The following is a 15,114-nucleotide window of genomic DNA, read 5'->3' on the forward strand; positions in this document are numbered from 1 at the left end:
GGGAGTTTTTTTTGGTCGCTATCAGGAGTGTTTGCGTTGCATCAAGTACTCTTTAGGGTTAATGCCAAATTTCTTCCTAAAGGCAGCAGCAAAGTGATTCCGACTAGCAAAGCCGATTTTTTGGGCAACTTCACTCACCTTCATTTCCCCAGTTTCCAGCAATTGACGCGCCTGTTCTAAGCGGTAATCGTGGAGATAAGCAAACAAGGGCTTGCCGAATACCTGTAGAAATCCGCGCTTAAGTGCATACTCATTGAGTTTGACTAAACGTGCCAGTTCTGCAATAGAAGGTGGATTGTCCATCTGTTGCAATAACAAGTCTCTGGCATAGAGAATCGGCTCTAATGTTCCCGACTTTAGTGGCCTGTGTGTCCGACTTCCCATGTGAATTTCTGCTTCTTGCTCCAGCAGCAGTGCTAACAGTTCCAGCACTTTGCCTTCCAAGTACATGCGCTTAATGATACCCTGATAAGGACAATGCAATATCCGCTGCACATTATATTGCATCATCGGAGTTATGACGTTGGAGCGAAAGTGGTAAGGTTGCTCTGGCTCACGCATCAAGTGTTGCAATGCTTTTGGTAGTTCCCCAGAAGAATTGCCGATAAAGGACTGCAACAGTTCTGGTTCTAAATGCACACCCACCAAAAGTTGGCGTCCTTGTGAAAACTCATCTTCTCCTTTAATAGCCATACCACTGCCGAAAAAACCGTACTGTCCGGCTTCCGTCTCATTAACTGCCCAAAGAGAGCTTTCCCGCCACTGTCCTGAAAGCATAAACCAAAACTCTAGGAGATGTGGATGGTCAATGCTTTGTATTATTAAATTATCATGGCGCTGATAGCTCTCAATCTCCAACAATAAACTCTGTCGCAATTCAACTCGTCGAGAATATCCTTCTCCCAATGCCTGGGGATACTTGTAGGTAATATCTAACTCATCATCGGGGTCGTTGTTTTGTCGGGTTTCATTCACTTCTTGAAAGAGTTGCTGATGCGACTGTGCTGAAAGAATAATGGTCATGATTAATCAAACTAGAATTTATTGAGATTAATTCTCACTATTTCTTTAACCCTACACAAGTTAGATGACCGACAGCTATGATCAATTTTTGAGAAAAATCTCACTATTACAGAGTAGTATTTAGCATCTAGCAATAAATCTTGGGTTTTGCTGACTTTTCCGGGAATGTGCAGTACATTACCGTAGGCAACCGTGAAGGGGAGGCAAAAGCTTTAATGATTATAATTTCTACTCACTGGGGATTTTATTGCTTGGAAATCCCTTAGCAACAACGATTTTAGCAATGTAGTCTTCGGTCACGATCGTCTGTCCGTTTTTTGGGTAAGGCAAAACCTGTCTCAATGTCACCGTATATTTCTCAAAAAATTGAATTGGTGAAACATCACGACCTGGTATAAGGGTTAGCATTAATGTTGAAAACTTCTTACCATTTTTTATGATGTCTAATCCAACAATAACTTGCCCTTGCCAAATACAAGTTACATTAGAAGGGCACCTAGAGTCCTAGATAACTTTTGAAAATTTGATTTCAATATCTTCAGTAGGGAGGTAAGCTATCTGTCCATACTTCAGATTAAATTGGGTATCTAAGGTAGTTTTAACTCTGTCAATAAAGTGTTGATGATTACCTTGAGCAATTGATTGGACTTCTATTCTTGAAAACTTGCTCCTTGATAAGAGTCCATAGCTAGGAAGACAAATTACTGCACCAAGAAATATCAAAACCAGAAAAACTCTCGAATTTATCATAATTTGCTATGCAATGTAAAATAGGTAATATAGTAAGCCGGAATGATTCATGAGAAAACATTATATTCCTTAAGGTTTGTAAAGTCAAAAATTTTACTATAGACACAAAACTCGAATAAAACCTTAACGACTGAGAACGAATGACAGAAAAAGTAAAATTCTCTCATTGCACAGATCGAGCTGCCTAATAGTTGCAAAGACATTATTCTTATCCTTCATGCCATCACCTTAGCACCTAGTTTCTGGTAGTCAGCCCAGGCGATTTTACCCATGCGATCGCCCGACTCCTGTACAACCACATCCCGCAGTGCTGCCCGTTGATAGCCACTGTAAGGCATCACCGTGCCAAAAGTGGAAAATTGTACGCGCTTGGTTAAAAGTTTTATACAGCAATGCTTTCATCAAGGTATATCTAAGGTGATATTTCATCTCCTAGAGATGCAACTTGAAGTTCGTTTAAGAAACGTTGATGACTGCGTTTCTTACTTTCCACTTGAAAGCCAAGCGTGAGAGCGCACTTTCCAAGCCTTAACCGGGCAACGACTCTTTTCGGTCGAGGTTTACTAAATTTCTGAGCGTACAAAAAACCGAATGGCGCGGTGATGCCTATTTCAATTACTGTAAATGCTCTCAGGTTTTCTGGAATCCTGTTTAGTCACATTGAAGTTAGAACTAAACGTTAACAAAGGATTCACATGCGCTTGCCTATTGCTATTGGTGCAATCTTAGTAGTATCTGTGAGTTTGAACGCCCCAGTAATGTCTGTGCCTCCTACGCATGGAGTACAAACAGAGATTGCTAGCTCAAACTTAACACAGATTCAAATTAATCACCGATTGTGGAATCGACAAAAAATTAACAACTATCGCTACAAACTTAGTAATAGTTGCTTTTGTATTCCCGAATTCAGAGGGCCATTAATCATTGAAGTACGTAACGGCATCACAAGTTCGATCATGAATGCTGAAACTGGTAAGCCAATAAATTCACAGCTATTACGACAATATAGTACAATTCCTAAGCTCTTTAATTTGATTCGGAATACGATTAAGCGTGGAGAACCCGAACTAACTGTGGTGTACAACCCACAACTTGGTTATCCAACCCAAATTAATATCGGTAATCTAGCTGCCGATGCTGGTGTATTTACTACAATTAGCAATTTTGAAGAACTTCATCAGGGTTCATACATAAATCGATGAAGCTATTTTTGATCATCTGCTGCGGCCCTTATTATGTCTGTATCCTAGTCCTGGCGAGTGCGAGCTAACAAATCATTACAATATGCGGTCAAAGCCAATGGTGCTTTGCCCGTTTTTTTCAAGCTCTTACTTTAAAAAAGCAGAATTCTTCAGAAGTAACCGAAATCAGATTATTTCCTAACTTAGACATTCAAGTAGCTCTGAAAACGCCACAAGCCTTACCATCTTAAAGAGAAGCAGAATCGATTTTGAGAAACGTTATGAAACTTTTTGACCCGGCGCTGCTATGGCAAGTAACCCAACTTTCGCTGAAGATATAAGCATCAACTCAACGCATTTTTATCATTTGCTTTGAGGCGATCGCACCCCATTACAAACCTTAAAAAGTGCGTAGACGAAGCAGCGATCGCTCAAAATCTTCTTGGCAGTTATCCTCCTGCTTGTTTAAACAGCAGTTGGCGCGGCTTTCTTGGGATCGCGCCAAGGCGGCCCAACGACTTTACTCTTTTGGTTTAGACACACTCAAACAACTTGTTAGAATGAAATAGCCCTGACCCTGACGATTCAGTAAGAAGCTTAATTTGATACTTCATTATCGCCTGATTTATAGCGTAATTACTATTGACAAAACTGATTTCGTCTTAGCCTGTTACGAATGCTGAAGGATTAACCCAGATTCTGCAAGAAGCGATCGCATTCATGCGCCTCTGGTAGAAATCAGTTATTGTTAAGTTGCAGCTGAGTTAAACCTAAATTTTGCTTTTTACTATTTTGCTGAAACTATTCACTGGTAAAATTTTCAGCATCAAAAAACCAAAATGTTATCACTCCTGTACTAGACTTTGATTTAGTTTATATATTAAACTACACTAAGACGATAGGAATAGTAGGTTTTTATGGAAAGCGTCCAAAACGTTAGTCAAGAGTTGAATGTAACAGGAGACACAACTCTGGAGGACTTACAACAATCTACTCCAGATGAATTCAAAAAAGACATTTTCAAAAAACTCAGAGGTGGATTTTTTCTCATACTGGGATATCTGTTGTCACCACTATGTTGGTGGAATGACCTACTATTCAATCTGCCAATAGCTTATGCTTTTGGGTATGCATGTAGTTTACTTTCCCCAAAATTACTTCTACCTTGTTCAATTATCGGGTACTGGCTCTCTAATATTGTGGGAATTCTCTTGATGCAATTCGGTTCTAAGGACATTTTTCAAAAAGAACCTCAAGAGCACAATCTCAAAAAAGAATTATTCACCGGTCTAATTTCTTCAACAGCTTATACCCTGTTGATTATCCTATTGATCCAGTTGAAGATTCTCGATTCTCCAATTTTATTCTCCAACGGTTAATTGAGTTTATCACGTTTCTACAAAGGAATTGGTTTTAGGGCGCACAGATGTGTGCCCCTACGTTTTATTTAGCAGATATTTCGTGAAAAAGAATATCAATTTTCATCAAATTTTAAAATTTCACTTAAATTCAACAATTTTGGAGCTTCCTTACTTACAATTAATGGCAGCTTCCCATTCCATTTTTCTATTGCTTGCCTTTGGAGAATTTCTGGAGTTAAACCATCACGTAATAATCTGTGCGCCTCAGCCTCTCCTTTTGCTAAATTAACTTTTGCTTCAGCCTCTTTTGTTGCTTTTAGCGCGATAAACTCTGCTTGTTTTGCTTCTTGTTCAGCAATCTGCTTCGCCTCTACCGCCTCACCAAATCGTTCGGAAAAATGGACATGAACTAGAGAAATATCATCAACTGCAACGTGATAGCTACCCAATCGTGTGGACACTGCATCATCTACTCCATGTTTGACTTCTCCTCGTTTAGTGATAATTTCTTCAGCAGTATACTTTGCCATTACTGCTTTTAGTACTTCTTCAACGGCTGGGTTAATAATCCGAATAACTACATCTTGTTCATCTCCAATTTCCTGAAAAATGGCATTTGCTTCCTGGGGAATAATATGCCAGTTGAGAGCTACATCAGTGAAAACATTTTGTAAATCTTTGGAAGAAGCCTCAGCCGAAATTTCCTGCTTTTGAACTCGAATACTCAACTTTTTCACCGTATTGACTACAGGAATAATTAAGTGAAGTCCTTCTCCTAATATCTGGTTTTGAACTTCACCAAATTTCATCAATACGCCACGTTCACCTGCATCTATAATCACACAAGGCGTGAGAAAGATAGTTATCAGGAACAAAAGAGCAGTCAGTTTACCGGCACTGTTAAAAGTTGTATTTTTTCTCATCTGTATGAAACATTTATGAATCTTGCATAGAGACACATATTTAGGAGTTGTAAGCTTCTTGACGTCATGCTCTTATAACTTTGGCTCTAAATCAATTTTCATGTCACTCTAGCCAAGGTAACAAAACAGTATTACCAATAAGTAGCAAGTCCATGACTGAGCAGTTAATGCGTTGAATGTACAGGCATATAGGTAAGCCGCCAATGTGTACTTTACTACCCAACTTTTGAGATAGTGAAGGTTAGAGTAGCTGTATGTTTACCTAAATTACTGTAATGATATCGAAAAACCGTAGTATTTGAAAAGGTAAGTTTGCCCCCATTAGGCATCGCATCACCCAGATCAGAACGACTTTTTCTCCATAAAAAAGCCCCATCTAGTGATGGAACGGTTTGCTAGGAAAATCCCTTGGGTTACCTCGCCACGTACATCCCTGGCACAGCACGTAGAAAATGGCATTGACAACCGCATATATTGCTACATTACGTGGACGACCACCAAGCTTGGCTGATGGAAACTCTTCTGCTATCAATACCCACTGTTCCCATGTCAGATTACTAGGATATGCTTTAGTCATTTGCTCACGAGGTGTTGGTATTTACAAATTTCAGCTTAAGCCTTGTGAGCTTTCTTACTATACCCCCTCACTTTTAAAACATCCTCTAAAGGCGTTGTTGCACGAACAGAGAAAATGGTACATTATTTCTGTTCGTGCAGCATTTAACCGCATGACTCAGTTAGGCTACCCGAACAGGTAAACGCATAACTAACAACTCAAACACGGATTTACTATTCAGAATTAAGGAGACTAACTACTATGGTTAAACTTATAGTTCCCCCTAATGTAATTGGGACTGGCAAAGCCGACACTGTGCTAGGGGAAGAGAAGGCTAATACTTTGGCTACTGGTATTCAAGTTTTAAACGAGGGGATTATTAACACTTATTCAGGAAAGGATACTATCACTGGTACTGGGGCACTCACTTCAACTAACGGTATCGCTACAGGTATCTCCAATGATGGCATCATTGAAACCGGGAACGGAAACGACAAAATTAAGGGGATTGCAAGTAGCGCAAAGGTTTCCTTAGAAAGAAGCACTGATGCGACTGGTATTGCTAACTCCGGCATAATTAGTAGCGGGAATGGAGATGATTCCGTTGTCGGTATTGGTACAGGCGGCTACGCTGATTATGGAATCTTTAACACAGCTAACGGTGTTATCAACACCGGGGGTGGAAACGATAAAATCATTGGAACTGGCACTTGCGAAGTTAAAGGTGGCAATGTTGGAGTTGGCATCGGTCTCAACGCTGGTGGTCTTATCGATGCTGGAAAGGGAGATGATTCCATTACAGGCACTGGCATTGGTAATAACAACGGCAACTCTGGACGCGGTATTGACATCTTTGAGTCCGCTATCAGAGGCGGGGACGGGGATGATTCCATTATCGGTACTACCACTGCCAGTCAGGCAATTGGCATTACTAACATAGGCGGCAACATTAGTGGCGGAAACGAAAATGATTTGATTAAGGGTACTGGCATTGACGTTGGCAAAGTCATCGGTTATGGAATTGACAATAGCAACATCTTTGGTGAGAAAGATGAGGATACCATCAACGGTACTATCGATGGCGGTGATGGTGACGATAGCATTATTGGTATTGGTATCTCCAGCAGCTTAGGAGTTGGAATTAACAACCTGTCTGGACAGATTGATGGAGGCAAAGGCAACGATAAGATATTTGGCTACGGAACTAATGTGGGAATACAAGGCGGAAGTGTAGCTATTATCAGTATCGATGGCGGCATTGGTAATGATTACTTCAAGTCCAGGAAGGTAGACAGTCTTGATGCAGATGGTAATCCCATTGAAAGTGCAAATCAAAGTGGCTCTATTAGCAATATTCTCATTGCTGGAGGAAAAGGAAATGATATATTTGATGTTGGCTATGGCAATGCCACACTTGATGGTGGTAAGGGGTTTGATACTTTAATATTACTTGGCTCGTCTAACAATTACAGCATTCAAAACAGCAACGGAAGTTCAACTTTTGTACGTGATGGTTATATGCTAACCGCCTTGAATATTGAAAATATAGTTTTCGAGTCTGAACCGTTAGGTACAAAAGTTGTTTGAGGCAATCTAATTCAATTCCTTTTTCAGTTGGGTAATGGGCTATGAGGTAAGCAGTTAGAGAAAGGATAGCATTGGAATTAAAGTTAGCGATGCCTGCGGCGGACTACGCCTACGCAGTATGGGATGACGCAAATAGTCATAGCTATATCTTGTATTCTGGAAAATTAGCTATGTAATATTACTGTTATATAGGTCTTTTTTAACCTTTAATTACTTAAAAAATTATCTTCATCTTGGGAATGTCTTGTCTAATTTCCTCGCTACAAGAACCAGCAGCCAGGGCGTAGGCGTAGCCCGTCGTAGACATCGCAGCTACTGTATCCACATCCACGGTAAAAGCGATACAATTTTGTAAAACTTTGATGATCCTGTCATTTCGGATCACCGCAGTAATCGCCGCCCTGACACTCATCCAGCCTTTGAACTTTATTTTACCTTCCCACGGTGTAGCTATCAGGAATGAGTCGAAAACGGGGATATTTGACGTATCGACTCAAATCGTTGTCAACAATCATCTCGTCAGCATATTCAAAGCCTGCACCGTAGGCATCTGCGTAGGCGTAGCCCGCCGTAGGCATCGCTAACTCTAGCAGCATATTGGTATTAAACTAAAAATGGACGCGCCAGAAAAAAGCTAGAAACTGATTTAGCATCTACCGGCTCTCCCTCGAGAATAGCTTTCTCTAATTCTTCGGGAGTCAAAAACACAGTTTCGATATCCTCGTCTCCATCTTGTGGTGGTGGTGTCTCTAGCTTTTCTAAATCTCGCGCCAGAAATGCATAAATAATTTCATCAGAATAACCGGGTGCGAGGAAAAATTCGCCTAGTTTGTCCCATTTTTGGGCACTATAGCCAGTTTCTTCTTCTATTTCACGCTGTATTGTCTCTAAGGGATCTTCATTTGGTTCTACAGTTCCGGCCGGAAATTCTAATATCCGTCCTTGAATTGCAAAACGATACTGGCGCACGAGTACAAGTTTACCCTCTGGCGTCACCGGCACAGCTAGGGCGCCACCAGGGTGACGAATACATTCCCATTCTCCTTCCGCTTTATTCGGCAAACGCAAGCGATTAACTTCAAAATCAAATTTGCGTCCTTTATAAAACAAGCGTTGTTTCAGCAGTTGTGGTAATTCTCTACCTAATGGCATAGTAAAATCTGATTATCTGTGAATACAGAGGTAAAATCAGTGTTCTTCTGCATTTAAGGATGGTAATTTTAATTGCCCATGAATAAATGTACATCAGAACAGTCTACCTCTTTCAGCAGTTCTTTAATAACACACCCAGAAACTGGTTCTATCCAATCTGCGGCTATTTCTGCCAATGGTACTAACACAAAGGCCCGATCCCGCATTCGCGGATGGGGAATCTGGAGATTTGGTGTATCCACAATCAAGTCATCATATAATAACAAATCCAAATCCAGGGTTCGTGGCCCCCAGCGTTCCTGACGCACACGCCCAAATTGTTGTTCAATTTTTAACAAAATTTCTAATAACTGCTGGGCCTGGATTTCTACCTGCAATGTGACGCAGCCATTTAGGTAATCTGGCTGTGGTGGGCCGACGGCTTTGGTTTGATACCAATTGGATCTGGCTTCTAAGAGAATACCTGGCATTTGGGCTAAAGTCTCTATAGCTGCTTCTAAAATGGTCTGTGAATCGCCGATATTACTACCAAGGGCAAGGGCGCTTCGTCTGGGTTTTGCGTAGGTGTAGCTCGCTGTAGGCATCCTACTCTCCTTAAGTAAGCCGTTTTCGGGCTGTATTTGCGGATACTTTGCGGCACTTATTCCCGAAAATGTCAATAGTTTGTATATTCCCAGTAGTTATCAAAATTGCAGTAGTTTTACAGCACTAAATTAACTAAATCTAAAAAACATTATTTTCTGGTGAATTTAGTTAATTATTTATAGGATATTATACTAACACAATGGTGGTACGCTAACCCCCAAGCTGATTGATGGTGGTTAGATAATTACTACTTTGAGCGAGGAACTGACGTGGGGAAGCTTACCTCCTGGTTCAAGCGAAAACCAACTAATTTGAGTGACTCTGGACAAGGAGGAACAAATGAGAGCTTACCACCAGCATATATGGCGCAGGCGAGGCAGTTACTGAGCAAAATGAAAATTTTCCCATCTAGGATGAGGACTAATCAGGCAACTGGCGGTAAACCACTCTATCGTCGCATCTGGTTTTGGGCAGGCTTGGGTGTAGGTAGTGGGATAGTTGCCTTGATCTACGGCATCAGTTTAATAGATCGGACTTTGCCAGATAAGGCACAGTTGAATGCCGTGCTGAGAGAGCAAACACTGACCATCAAAGCTGCTGATGGCACTATATTACAACAACAAGGTGAAGCGACTAGACAACAGCTAAAACTCGAACAAATACCAGATAATTTAAAAAAAGCTTTTATCGCCTCGGAAGATAGAAGGTTTAAGCAACACAACGGAGTTGATCCTCAAGGGATTCTCAGAGCGAGTTTGAATAATTTGCGATCGCAAGGTGTAGTCGAAGGTGGTAGTACCATCACCCAACAGCTAGCACGGATTCTGTTTTTGAAACAAGAACAGACAATCTGGCGCAAACTCAAGGAAGTTCGCCTGGCACAAAAAATGGAGCAGGAATTAACCAAAGATCAGATTCTAGAGCGTTACCTGAATCTGGTTTATTTGGGAGGTGGAGCTTATGGTGTGGCAGATGCAGCCTGGGTATACTTTAGTAAATCGCCAGATGAACTTTCTTTAGCCCAAATGGCAACGATTGCTGGATTAGCTCCTGCTCCTAGCTTATACGCCCCAGACAAGAATCCTGAAGCTGCGAAACGGCGGAGAGACTTGGTATTACTACGGATGCAAGAAGATAAAGTAATTACACCAGAGCAAAGGCAGGCAGCAGTTCAGGAGCCACTAACCCTCAAAAGCAGTTTACCCAAGCGAGTACAAGTAGAATCACCCTACTTTACCAGCTACATCCAAAAAGAATTGCCGAAGTACGTTTCTCCTAACGTGCTGACAAGTGGGGGTTTAGTAGTAGAAACTACGCTGAATCCGACTTGGCAAAAGGTGGCAGAAGAGGCAGTAGCTAAAACACTGCGAAATCAAGGACGCTGGGAAAACTTTAAGCAAGGAGCAATGGTGGCCATTGACCCCCGCAGTGGTGAAATTAAGGCAATGATTGGGGGAAAAGACTTTGGAAAAAACCAGTTTAATCGGGTTACCCAGGCACAGCGGCAGCCAGGATCGACATTTAAAGGGTTTGTATATGCTACTGCGATCGCTAGCGGTAAAAGTCCCTACGATACCTATGAGGATGCACCCATTGTCGTAGATGGCTATGAACCGAAAAACTATGGTAAAAACTTCCACGGCTCAATGAACTTGCTAGATGCTCTCACCCGCTCTATCAATATTATTGCGGTGAAGGTGTTGATTGATGTGGGATTTACGCCAACGATTAAACTTGCCCATGATATGGGGATAAAATCTGAACTCAAGCCCACCTATTCCTTGGCTCTCGGCTCCAACGAAGTGAATTTGCTGGAATTAACCAGCGCTTACGGCAGTTTTGCCACCCAAGGATTGCATACAGAGCCTCATGGTATTACTCGCATTCTCAACCGCCAAGGCAAAGTAATCTGGTCAGCTAATTTCACGTCTAAACGCGCTCTTGACGCTGACAGTGCCGCCATCATGACTTGGATGCTACGCAACGTTGTAGAAGCCGGGACTGGTGGTGCTGCTCAGTTAGATAATAGACCAGTTGCTGGCAAAACCGGCACCTCCGACGAAGCCCGTGATTTGTGGTTTATTGGCTACATTCCCCAGATGGTGACAGGGGTTTGGCTAGGTAACGATGACAACCACCCCACAGACGGCAGCAGTAGTAGCGCCGCTTATACTTGGCACGAATTTATGGAAAAAGCGGCAGAGGGGATGCCCGTAGAAAAGTTTCCCAAACGACCCAAGTTAGAAGGTCGCAAAGGCACCATCAAAGCCCAGTCCATCAAGCCCAAACAAGTGCTGAATCGTTCTATTTCTGATGATGATGACTCAGAAGGGGAAAGTTCTAGAAATTCTAATTCTGAGGATAGTGGTTCATCAAAAAGACGTAGAAGCAGGAGAAGCTATTCTCAAGAAGAACAGCAATCAAGCAATTCTACCCCAAGACGGAGAAGACGCGATCGCAGCGAAGAATCAAGTTCCAATCACTCTTCTGAAAAATCATCTACTTCACGGCGGCGCTCTAAAAGAGTAGAATCTGATTCTCCTTCTTCTTCCCCACCTCGAAGAACTCGGCGATCTTTGTCTCCCCCAAATAGTTCCGGTTCTTCATCATCAGAGCCTAGCTGGCGGGATAAACTTAGACCTTCTCAGCAATGAGCAGTGGGCATTGGAAAGCCAGCGCGCTCTTACAGGGGTTTCTACGCCACTTCCTTCTCCTGTCGGAGACGCTCTTGCTAGCTTGCTTCTCCGTAGGAGTACAACTCTTGGAACCCCGCAACGGAGTGGCTCCCCTTTCCTAGACTGGCGTCATGGGGCATGGTTATTCTCCTTGTCTCCCTGATCTCCCCCAGCCCCCTGCTCTTTCCTGTACAATATTAAGTTGCTCAAACTAAACTATGGGAGGATGTTAAGTGATAGGCTCTTTTTATAGTGTATCAAGTAGTGTTACTTAACATTTGGAGAATATACTCATGCATATATTGATGCAGGCAGCAGATTCAGTCGCAACAGGTGGTGGTCAATTTCCTTTTGCTTTCACCTTGGTGTATGTCGTTGGTTTTATTGCTGCTGTAACTATTGGTTCAATAGCTTGGTACAACTCGAAACGCCCCGCAGGTTGGGAAAGCAAAGAGCGTCCTAATTTTGTGCCCAAAGTTGATAAAGAAGAAACTCCCGGTGTGGGTGAACCGAAGTCAAAGTAGTGATAAGTCACCGTTCGCCCTTGGCGTCTCCCCTTCTCTACGAGACGTTACGCGAAGGGACAAGATTTTATCGGCCACCGAACTTCTGAGCGCCGTCAACCGGCGCTCAGAAGTTCGGTGGCCGCAGCTCAAACTGCTCGCTGAGTGATGAGTGATAAGTCACCGTTCGCCCTTGGTGTCTTCCTTTGGGACAAGTTCAGTTCGCCCTACAGCCCTTCTCCTAAAGGAGACGCTGTTCGCGAACGGGCATCCTACAGCAGGCGTTGGCGCAGCTAGACGCTGGCGGACTCGAAGAGGCTGCCCTATGGGCCCAAGCTGCCGCTCGGACTTCTCGCGCTCGTTTGATTGCCAATACTTATAAATCATTAAAAGACGCGAAGAATCGCGTCTTGCCAACTCATAACTCATAACTCCTTGTTAGTTTTGCACTTCAACCCAACGGCGGTAAAGCTTTTGAATTTGTTTGAGAAGCAGAGTATGAGCTGGTTGAGTTGACTCATTCGGCTTGGCCATGTCCTGCAATTGGGTCAAGAGTCTGGCTTCTTCGACGGCAACTTCACCATCGCTATAAATTAAGCCACTGATGGCTTCAATCAGATTTTCACAATCTTCAAGACTGGGGCGATCGCCTAAATACTCCCGCACCCAGTCATAGCACTCTTTTGGTTGTACAGGAACTAATTCGTACAGCCAAGGCTTAATTTCTGGATCGTTAGCCAAACCTTTTGCTTGAGCTATTTCGCGCAGATATTGCCGTTCTTCTGGCTGGATTCTGCCATCGATCCAGGCTGCTCCAATCAGGATTTTAACTAAGTTTTTCACATTGGAATCGGTAACCATTGCTGCCTCCTCTGGTAGATTCAGGCCTCCATCAAATCGTACAATCCCAAACAGTATTCACTCGGAATTATTGGTTTTTCTTAAGCGCACCATAAAAAAGCCATCCATGTCCTGTTGATGGGGCCAGACTTTAAACCAACCTTGAGGCGTGGTATGAGCAGAATAAGGTAACTCAAGACCTCTGGGAGACTCAATTTGCCAATCAGGTGACTTAGCTAAAAATGCCGAAATTACTTGTTCATTTTCTGCTGGATGCAATGTACAGGTGGCATAAACTAGTACACCACCCGGTTTGACAAAAGTGGATGTATGTGTTAATAATTCTTTTTGCAGCAGCGAAAGTTCTCGGACAGATTCTGGTGTCTGTCGCCAACGAGCATCAGCATGACGGTGCATGGTTCCTAACCCAGAACATGGAGCATCCAGTAATACGCGGTCTGCGGTGTTTTTAAATTGGGCAAAATGACGGCTATCACCAGTGTAAATTTGAATAGATTGTAAATTCAGCCGTTGAGAATTTTCTTGGAGTTTGCGAAGACGAGAAGGAGTGCGATCGCAAGCCCAAATTTCTCCCTTATCTGCCATCAATTCAGCGATGTGGGTTGTTTTACCTCCTGGTGCAGCACACGCATCAATTACCACCTCACCTGGCTGGGGGTCGAGCAAATGACTTACCAATTGGGCACTACTATCTTGTACAGTCCACCAACCTTCTTTGAAACCAGGTAGTTTTTGAATTGACCCAGCACTACCAATCAGTCGTAGCGCTTGGGGTAAATGACGAACACGCTTCACCAAAATACCAACAGATTGCAAAGCCGCCTCAACTTCCTCGATTGAAGTGCGAAGCGGGTTAATACGCAAGTCGATTGTTGGTGATTGGTTCATCCATTCACACAGTTGTTCTGTCTCGGCAAAATCCAGTTGTTCTAACCAAACTTGAATCATCCAGTCAGGAAAGCTGTGTAAAATCCCCAAGCGTTCCACCTGACTTTTAACGTCATCTGGAACGGAACCTAACCCCCCAACCCCCTTCCCTACAAGGGAAGGGGGAAAATTCAAAGCCTCTCCCCTAAAAGGGGAGAGGTTTGGAGAGAGGTTTTCCAGATCGGGTGCAAAGTCAAAGTGTTCCACTAAGTTCTCTGGAAGTTGTAACGGATCTCCCTTTATCTTCTCTGCAAGGCGGATGTACTGGCGTAATAGACCGTTAACAAAACCCGTGAGTCCAGAAAAACCGTTTTCTTTAGCTAGTTGGACGGTGGTATTAACAGCAGCTGAGGCGGGGATACGCTCTTGATAACGCAGTTGGTAGAAACCCAGATGTAAAATAATCCGGAGTTCTTGTGGTTGTTTATGAGATTTCTTTTTGGCGAGTTGATCAATGAGACTATCAAGAGTGCGCTGCCTTCTGACACTGCCATAAACTAATTCTGTTAGTAAGCGGCGATCGCAATCAGCCAAATTAACTTTTTGCAGCACTCTATCTAGGGCAACATCAGCATAAGCCCCCTTATAAACATCTCGCAGGGCAATAAAAGCTAGTTGACGGGGGTTTGTCATGGAAACATGAGTCAGGAGGCTTTTGTATTTTAACTCTGCCAATTTTAGATTTTGGATTTTGGATTTTAGATTTTTCCTTCAATCCAAAATCTAAAATAGAATAGACCTCTTGCAAAAATCCTTGAATCACCCCTCCCCAACCCTCACGCCACTTGCTTCAAGTCGGCAGAGCCGCCCAACGCAGTGGCTCCCCAATGTATTGGGGAGGGCGCAAGATTTCAAGTTTCCCCCCTTTATAAGGGGGGATTAAGGGGGGTCTATTCAACTTAGGGACTTCCAAGAAATAAATTACCCAAATAAACGTAGACGCTTCGGCTTGCCGCAGGCTACCACAGAGACACAGAGAACACAGAGAAATGAGGAGGAGAAAGCTTTTTCGTTAATTTTTGAGTATTTT

Annotated in this window: 18 protein-coding genes and 1 pseudogene; 7 read left to right on the plus strand and 12 right to left on the minus strand. The window is 42.9% G+C overall.

All coding sequences use genetic code 11. The annotated features are described in order from the left end of the window. Nucleotides 1–21 precede the first annotated feature (21 nt). The 4 genes and pseudogenes from V7K85_RS01960 to V7K85_RS01975 all read right to left on the minus strand — a co-directional run bounded on the left by V7K85_RS01960 (nucleotide 22) and on the right by V7K85_RS01975 (nucleotide 2,114). Nucleotides 22–1,023 carry a helix-turn-helix transcriptional regulator gene (locus V7K85_RS01960; RefSeq protein ID WP_334810986.1) on the minus strand — a complete coding sequence of 334 codons (1,002 nt, stop codon included), beginning with the start codon at nucleotides 1,021–1,023 and terminating at the stop codon, nucleotides 22–24. A gap of 228 nt (nucleotides 1,024–1,251) precedes the next feature. Beyond that, the gene (locus V7K85_RS01965) at nucleotides 1,252–1,431 is read right to left on the minus strand and encodes a hypothetical protein (RefSeq protein ID WP_334810987.1); all 180 of its coding nucleotides are present in this window, start codon (nucleotides 1,429–1,431) and stop codon (nucleotides 1,252–1,254) included. 389 nt (nucleotides 1,432–1,820) lie between these two features. Beyond that, a pseudogene (locus V7K85_RS01970) lies at nucleotides 1,821–1,940 on the minus strand (IS630 family transposase); the annotation flags it as partial. Nucleotides 1,941–1,988: 48 nt separating this feature from the next. Continuing rightward, a complete protein-coding gene (locus V7K85_RS01975; RefSeq protein WP_334810988.1) occupies nucleotides 1,989–2,114 on the minus strand; it encodes a hypothetical protein in 126 nt (41 codons plus the stop codon). 354 nt (nucleotides 2,115–2,468) lie between these two features. On the opposite strand from V7K85_RS01975, the gene V7K85_RS01980 reads away from it, so the two are divergent. The 3 genes from V7K85_RS01980 (at nucleotide 2,469) to V7K85_RS01990 (ending at nucleotide 4,333) form a co-directional block, all read left to right on the plus strand. Then, on the plus strand, nucleotides 2,469–2,975 hold the full coding sequence (locus tag V7K85_RS01980; RefSeq protein WP_334810989.1) for a DUF6174 domain-containing protein: 507 nt from the start codon (nucleotides 2,469–2,471) through the stop codon (nucleotides 2,973–2,975). 386 nt (nucleotides 2,976–3,361) lie between these two features. Then, complete coding sequence (locus V7K85_RS01985; protein ID WP_334810990.1) at nucleotides 3,362–3,523, plus strand: hypothetical protein; 162 nt, start codon at nucleotides 3,362–3,364, stop codon at nucleotides 3,521–3,523. 348 nt (nucleotides 3,524–3,871) lie between these two features. Further along, nucleotides 3,872–4,333, plus strand: a complete 462-nt coding sequence (locus V7K85_RS01990) for a hypothetical protein (RefSeq protein WP_334810991.1) — start codon at nucleotides 3,872–3,874, stop codon at nucleotides 4,331–4,333. 95 nt (nucleotides 4,334–4,428) lie between these two features. On the opposite strand, the gene V7K85_RS01995 is transcribed toward V7K85_RS01990, so the two are convergent. After that, nucleotides 4,429–5,238 carry a prohibitin family protein gene (locus V7K85_RS01995; RefSeq protein ID WP_334810992.1) on the minus strand — a complete coding sequence of 270 codons (810 nt, stop codon included), beginning with the start codon at nucleotides 5,236–5,238 and terminating at the stop codon, nucleotides 4,429–4,431. Nucleotides 5,239–5,614: 376 nt separating this feature from the next. Then, on the minus strand, nucleotides 5,615–5,815 hold the full coding sequence (locus V7K85_RS02000; protein ID WP_442940533.1) for a transposase: 201 nt from the start codon (nucleotides 5,813–5,815) through the stop codon (nucleotides 5,615–5,617). 240 nt (nucleotides 5,816–6,055) lie between these two features. On the opposite strand from V7K85_RS02000, the gene V7K85_RS02005 reads away from it, so the two are divergent. Further along, nucleotides 6,056–7,381 (plus strand): calcium-binding protein, encoded by a 1,326-nt coding sequence (locus V7K85_RS02005; protein ID WP_334810993.1) that lies wholly within the window; start codon nucleotides 6,056–6,058, stop codon nucleotides 7,379–7,381. A gap of 214 nt (nucleotides 7,382–7,595) precedes the next feature. Here the strand turns inward: V7K85_RS02005 and V7K85_RS02010 are convergent, their stop codons facing one another. From V7K85_RS02010 to folK, 4 genes are all read right to left on the minus strand, one after another. Beyond that, nucleotides 7,596–7,793 carry a hypothetical protein gene (locus V7K85_RS02010; RefSeq protein WP_334810994.1) on the minus strand — a complete coding sequence of 66 codons (198 nt, stop codon included), beginning with the start codon at nucleotides 7,791–7,793 and terminating at the stop codon, nucleotides 7,596–7,598. 19 nt (nucleotides 7,794–7,812) lie between these two features. Further along, nucleotides 7,813–7,977, minus strand: coding sequence for a hypothetical protein (locus V7K85_RS02015; protein ID WP_334810995.1), 165 nt, complete (start codon nucleotides 7,975–7,977; stop codon nucleotides 7,813–7,815). Between the two features lie 7 nt (nucleotides 7,978–7,984). After that, nucleotides 7,985–8,533, minus strand: coding sequence for an NUDIX hydrolase (locus V7K85_RS02020; protein ID WP_334810996.1), 549 nt, complete (start codon nucleotides 8,531–8,533; stop codon nucleotides 7,985–7,987). A 68-nt stretch (nucleotides 8,534–8,601) separates the two neighbouring features. Further along, nucleotides 8,602–9,117 carry a 2-amino-4-hydroxy-6-hydroxymethyldihydropteridine diphosphokinase gene (gene folK / locus V7K85_RS02025; RefSeq protein ID WP_334810997.1) on the minus strand — a complete coding sequence of 172 codons (516 nt, stop codon included), beginning with the start codon at nucleotides 9,115–9,117 and terminating at the stop codon, nucleotides 8,602–8,604. Nucleotides 9,118–9,387: 270 nt separating this feature from the next. On the opposite strand from folK, the gene V7K85_RS02030 reads away from it, so the two are divergent. The 3 genes from V7K85_RS02030 to V7K85_RS02040 all read left to right on the plus strand — a co-directional run bounded on the left by V7K85_RS02030 (nucleotide 9,388) and on the right by V7K85_RS02040 (nucleotide 12,727). Further along, nucleotides 9,388–11,772, plus strand: a complete 2,385-nt coding sequence (locus V7K85_RS02030; RefSeq protein ID WP_334810998.1) for a transglycosylase domain-containing protein — start codon at nucleotides 9,388–9,390, stop codon at nucleotides 11,770–11,772. Between the two features lie 314 nt (nucleotides 11,773–12,086). Next, the gene (gene psb35 / locus V7K85_RS02035; RefSeq protein WP_334810999.1) at nucleotides 12,087–12,317 is read left to right on the plus strand and encodes a photosystem II assembly protein Psb35; all 231 of its coding nucleotides are present in this window, start codon (nucleotides 12,087–12,089) and stop codon (nucleotides 12,315–12,317) included. A gap of 263 nt (nucleotides 12,318–12,580) precedes the next feature. Beyond that, nucleotides 12,581–12,727, plus strand: a complete 147-nt coding sequence (locus V7K85_RS02040) for a hypothetical protein (RefSeq protein ID WP_334811000.1) — start codon at nucleotides 12,581–12,583, stop codon at nucleotides 12,725–12,727. Between the two features lie 7 nt (nucleotides 12,728–12,734). On the opposite strand, the gene V7K85_RS02045 is transcribed toward V7K85_RS02040, so the two are convergent. Continuing rightward, on the minus strand, nucleotides 12,735–13,157 hold the full coding sequence (locus V7K85_RS02045) for a tellurite resistance TerB family protein (protein ID WP_334811001.1): 423 nt from the start codon (nucleotides 13,155–13,157) through the stop codon (nucleotides 12,735–12,737). A gap of 57 nt (nucleotides 13,158–13,214) precedes the next feature. Continuing rightward, the gene (gene rsmB, locus V7K85_RS02050; protein WP_334811088.1) at nucleotides 13,215–14,717 is read right to left on the minus strand and encodes a 16S rRNA (cytosine(967)-C(5))-methyltransferase RsmB; all 1,503 of its coding nucleotides are present in this window, start codon (nucleotides 14,715–14,717) and stop codon (nucleotides 13,215–13,217) included. Between the last annotated feature and the right edge of the window lie 397 nt (nucleotides 14,718–15,114).

It is taken from the genome of Nostoc sp. (assembly GCF_036917615.1).
Lineage (GTDB): Bacteria > Cyanobacteriota > Cyanobacteriia > Cyanobacteriales > Nostocaceae > Nostoc.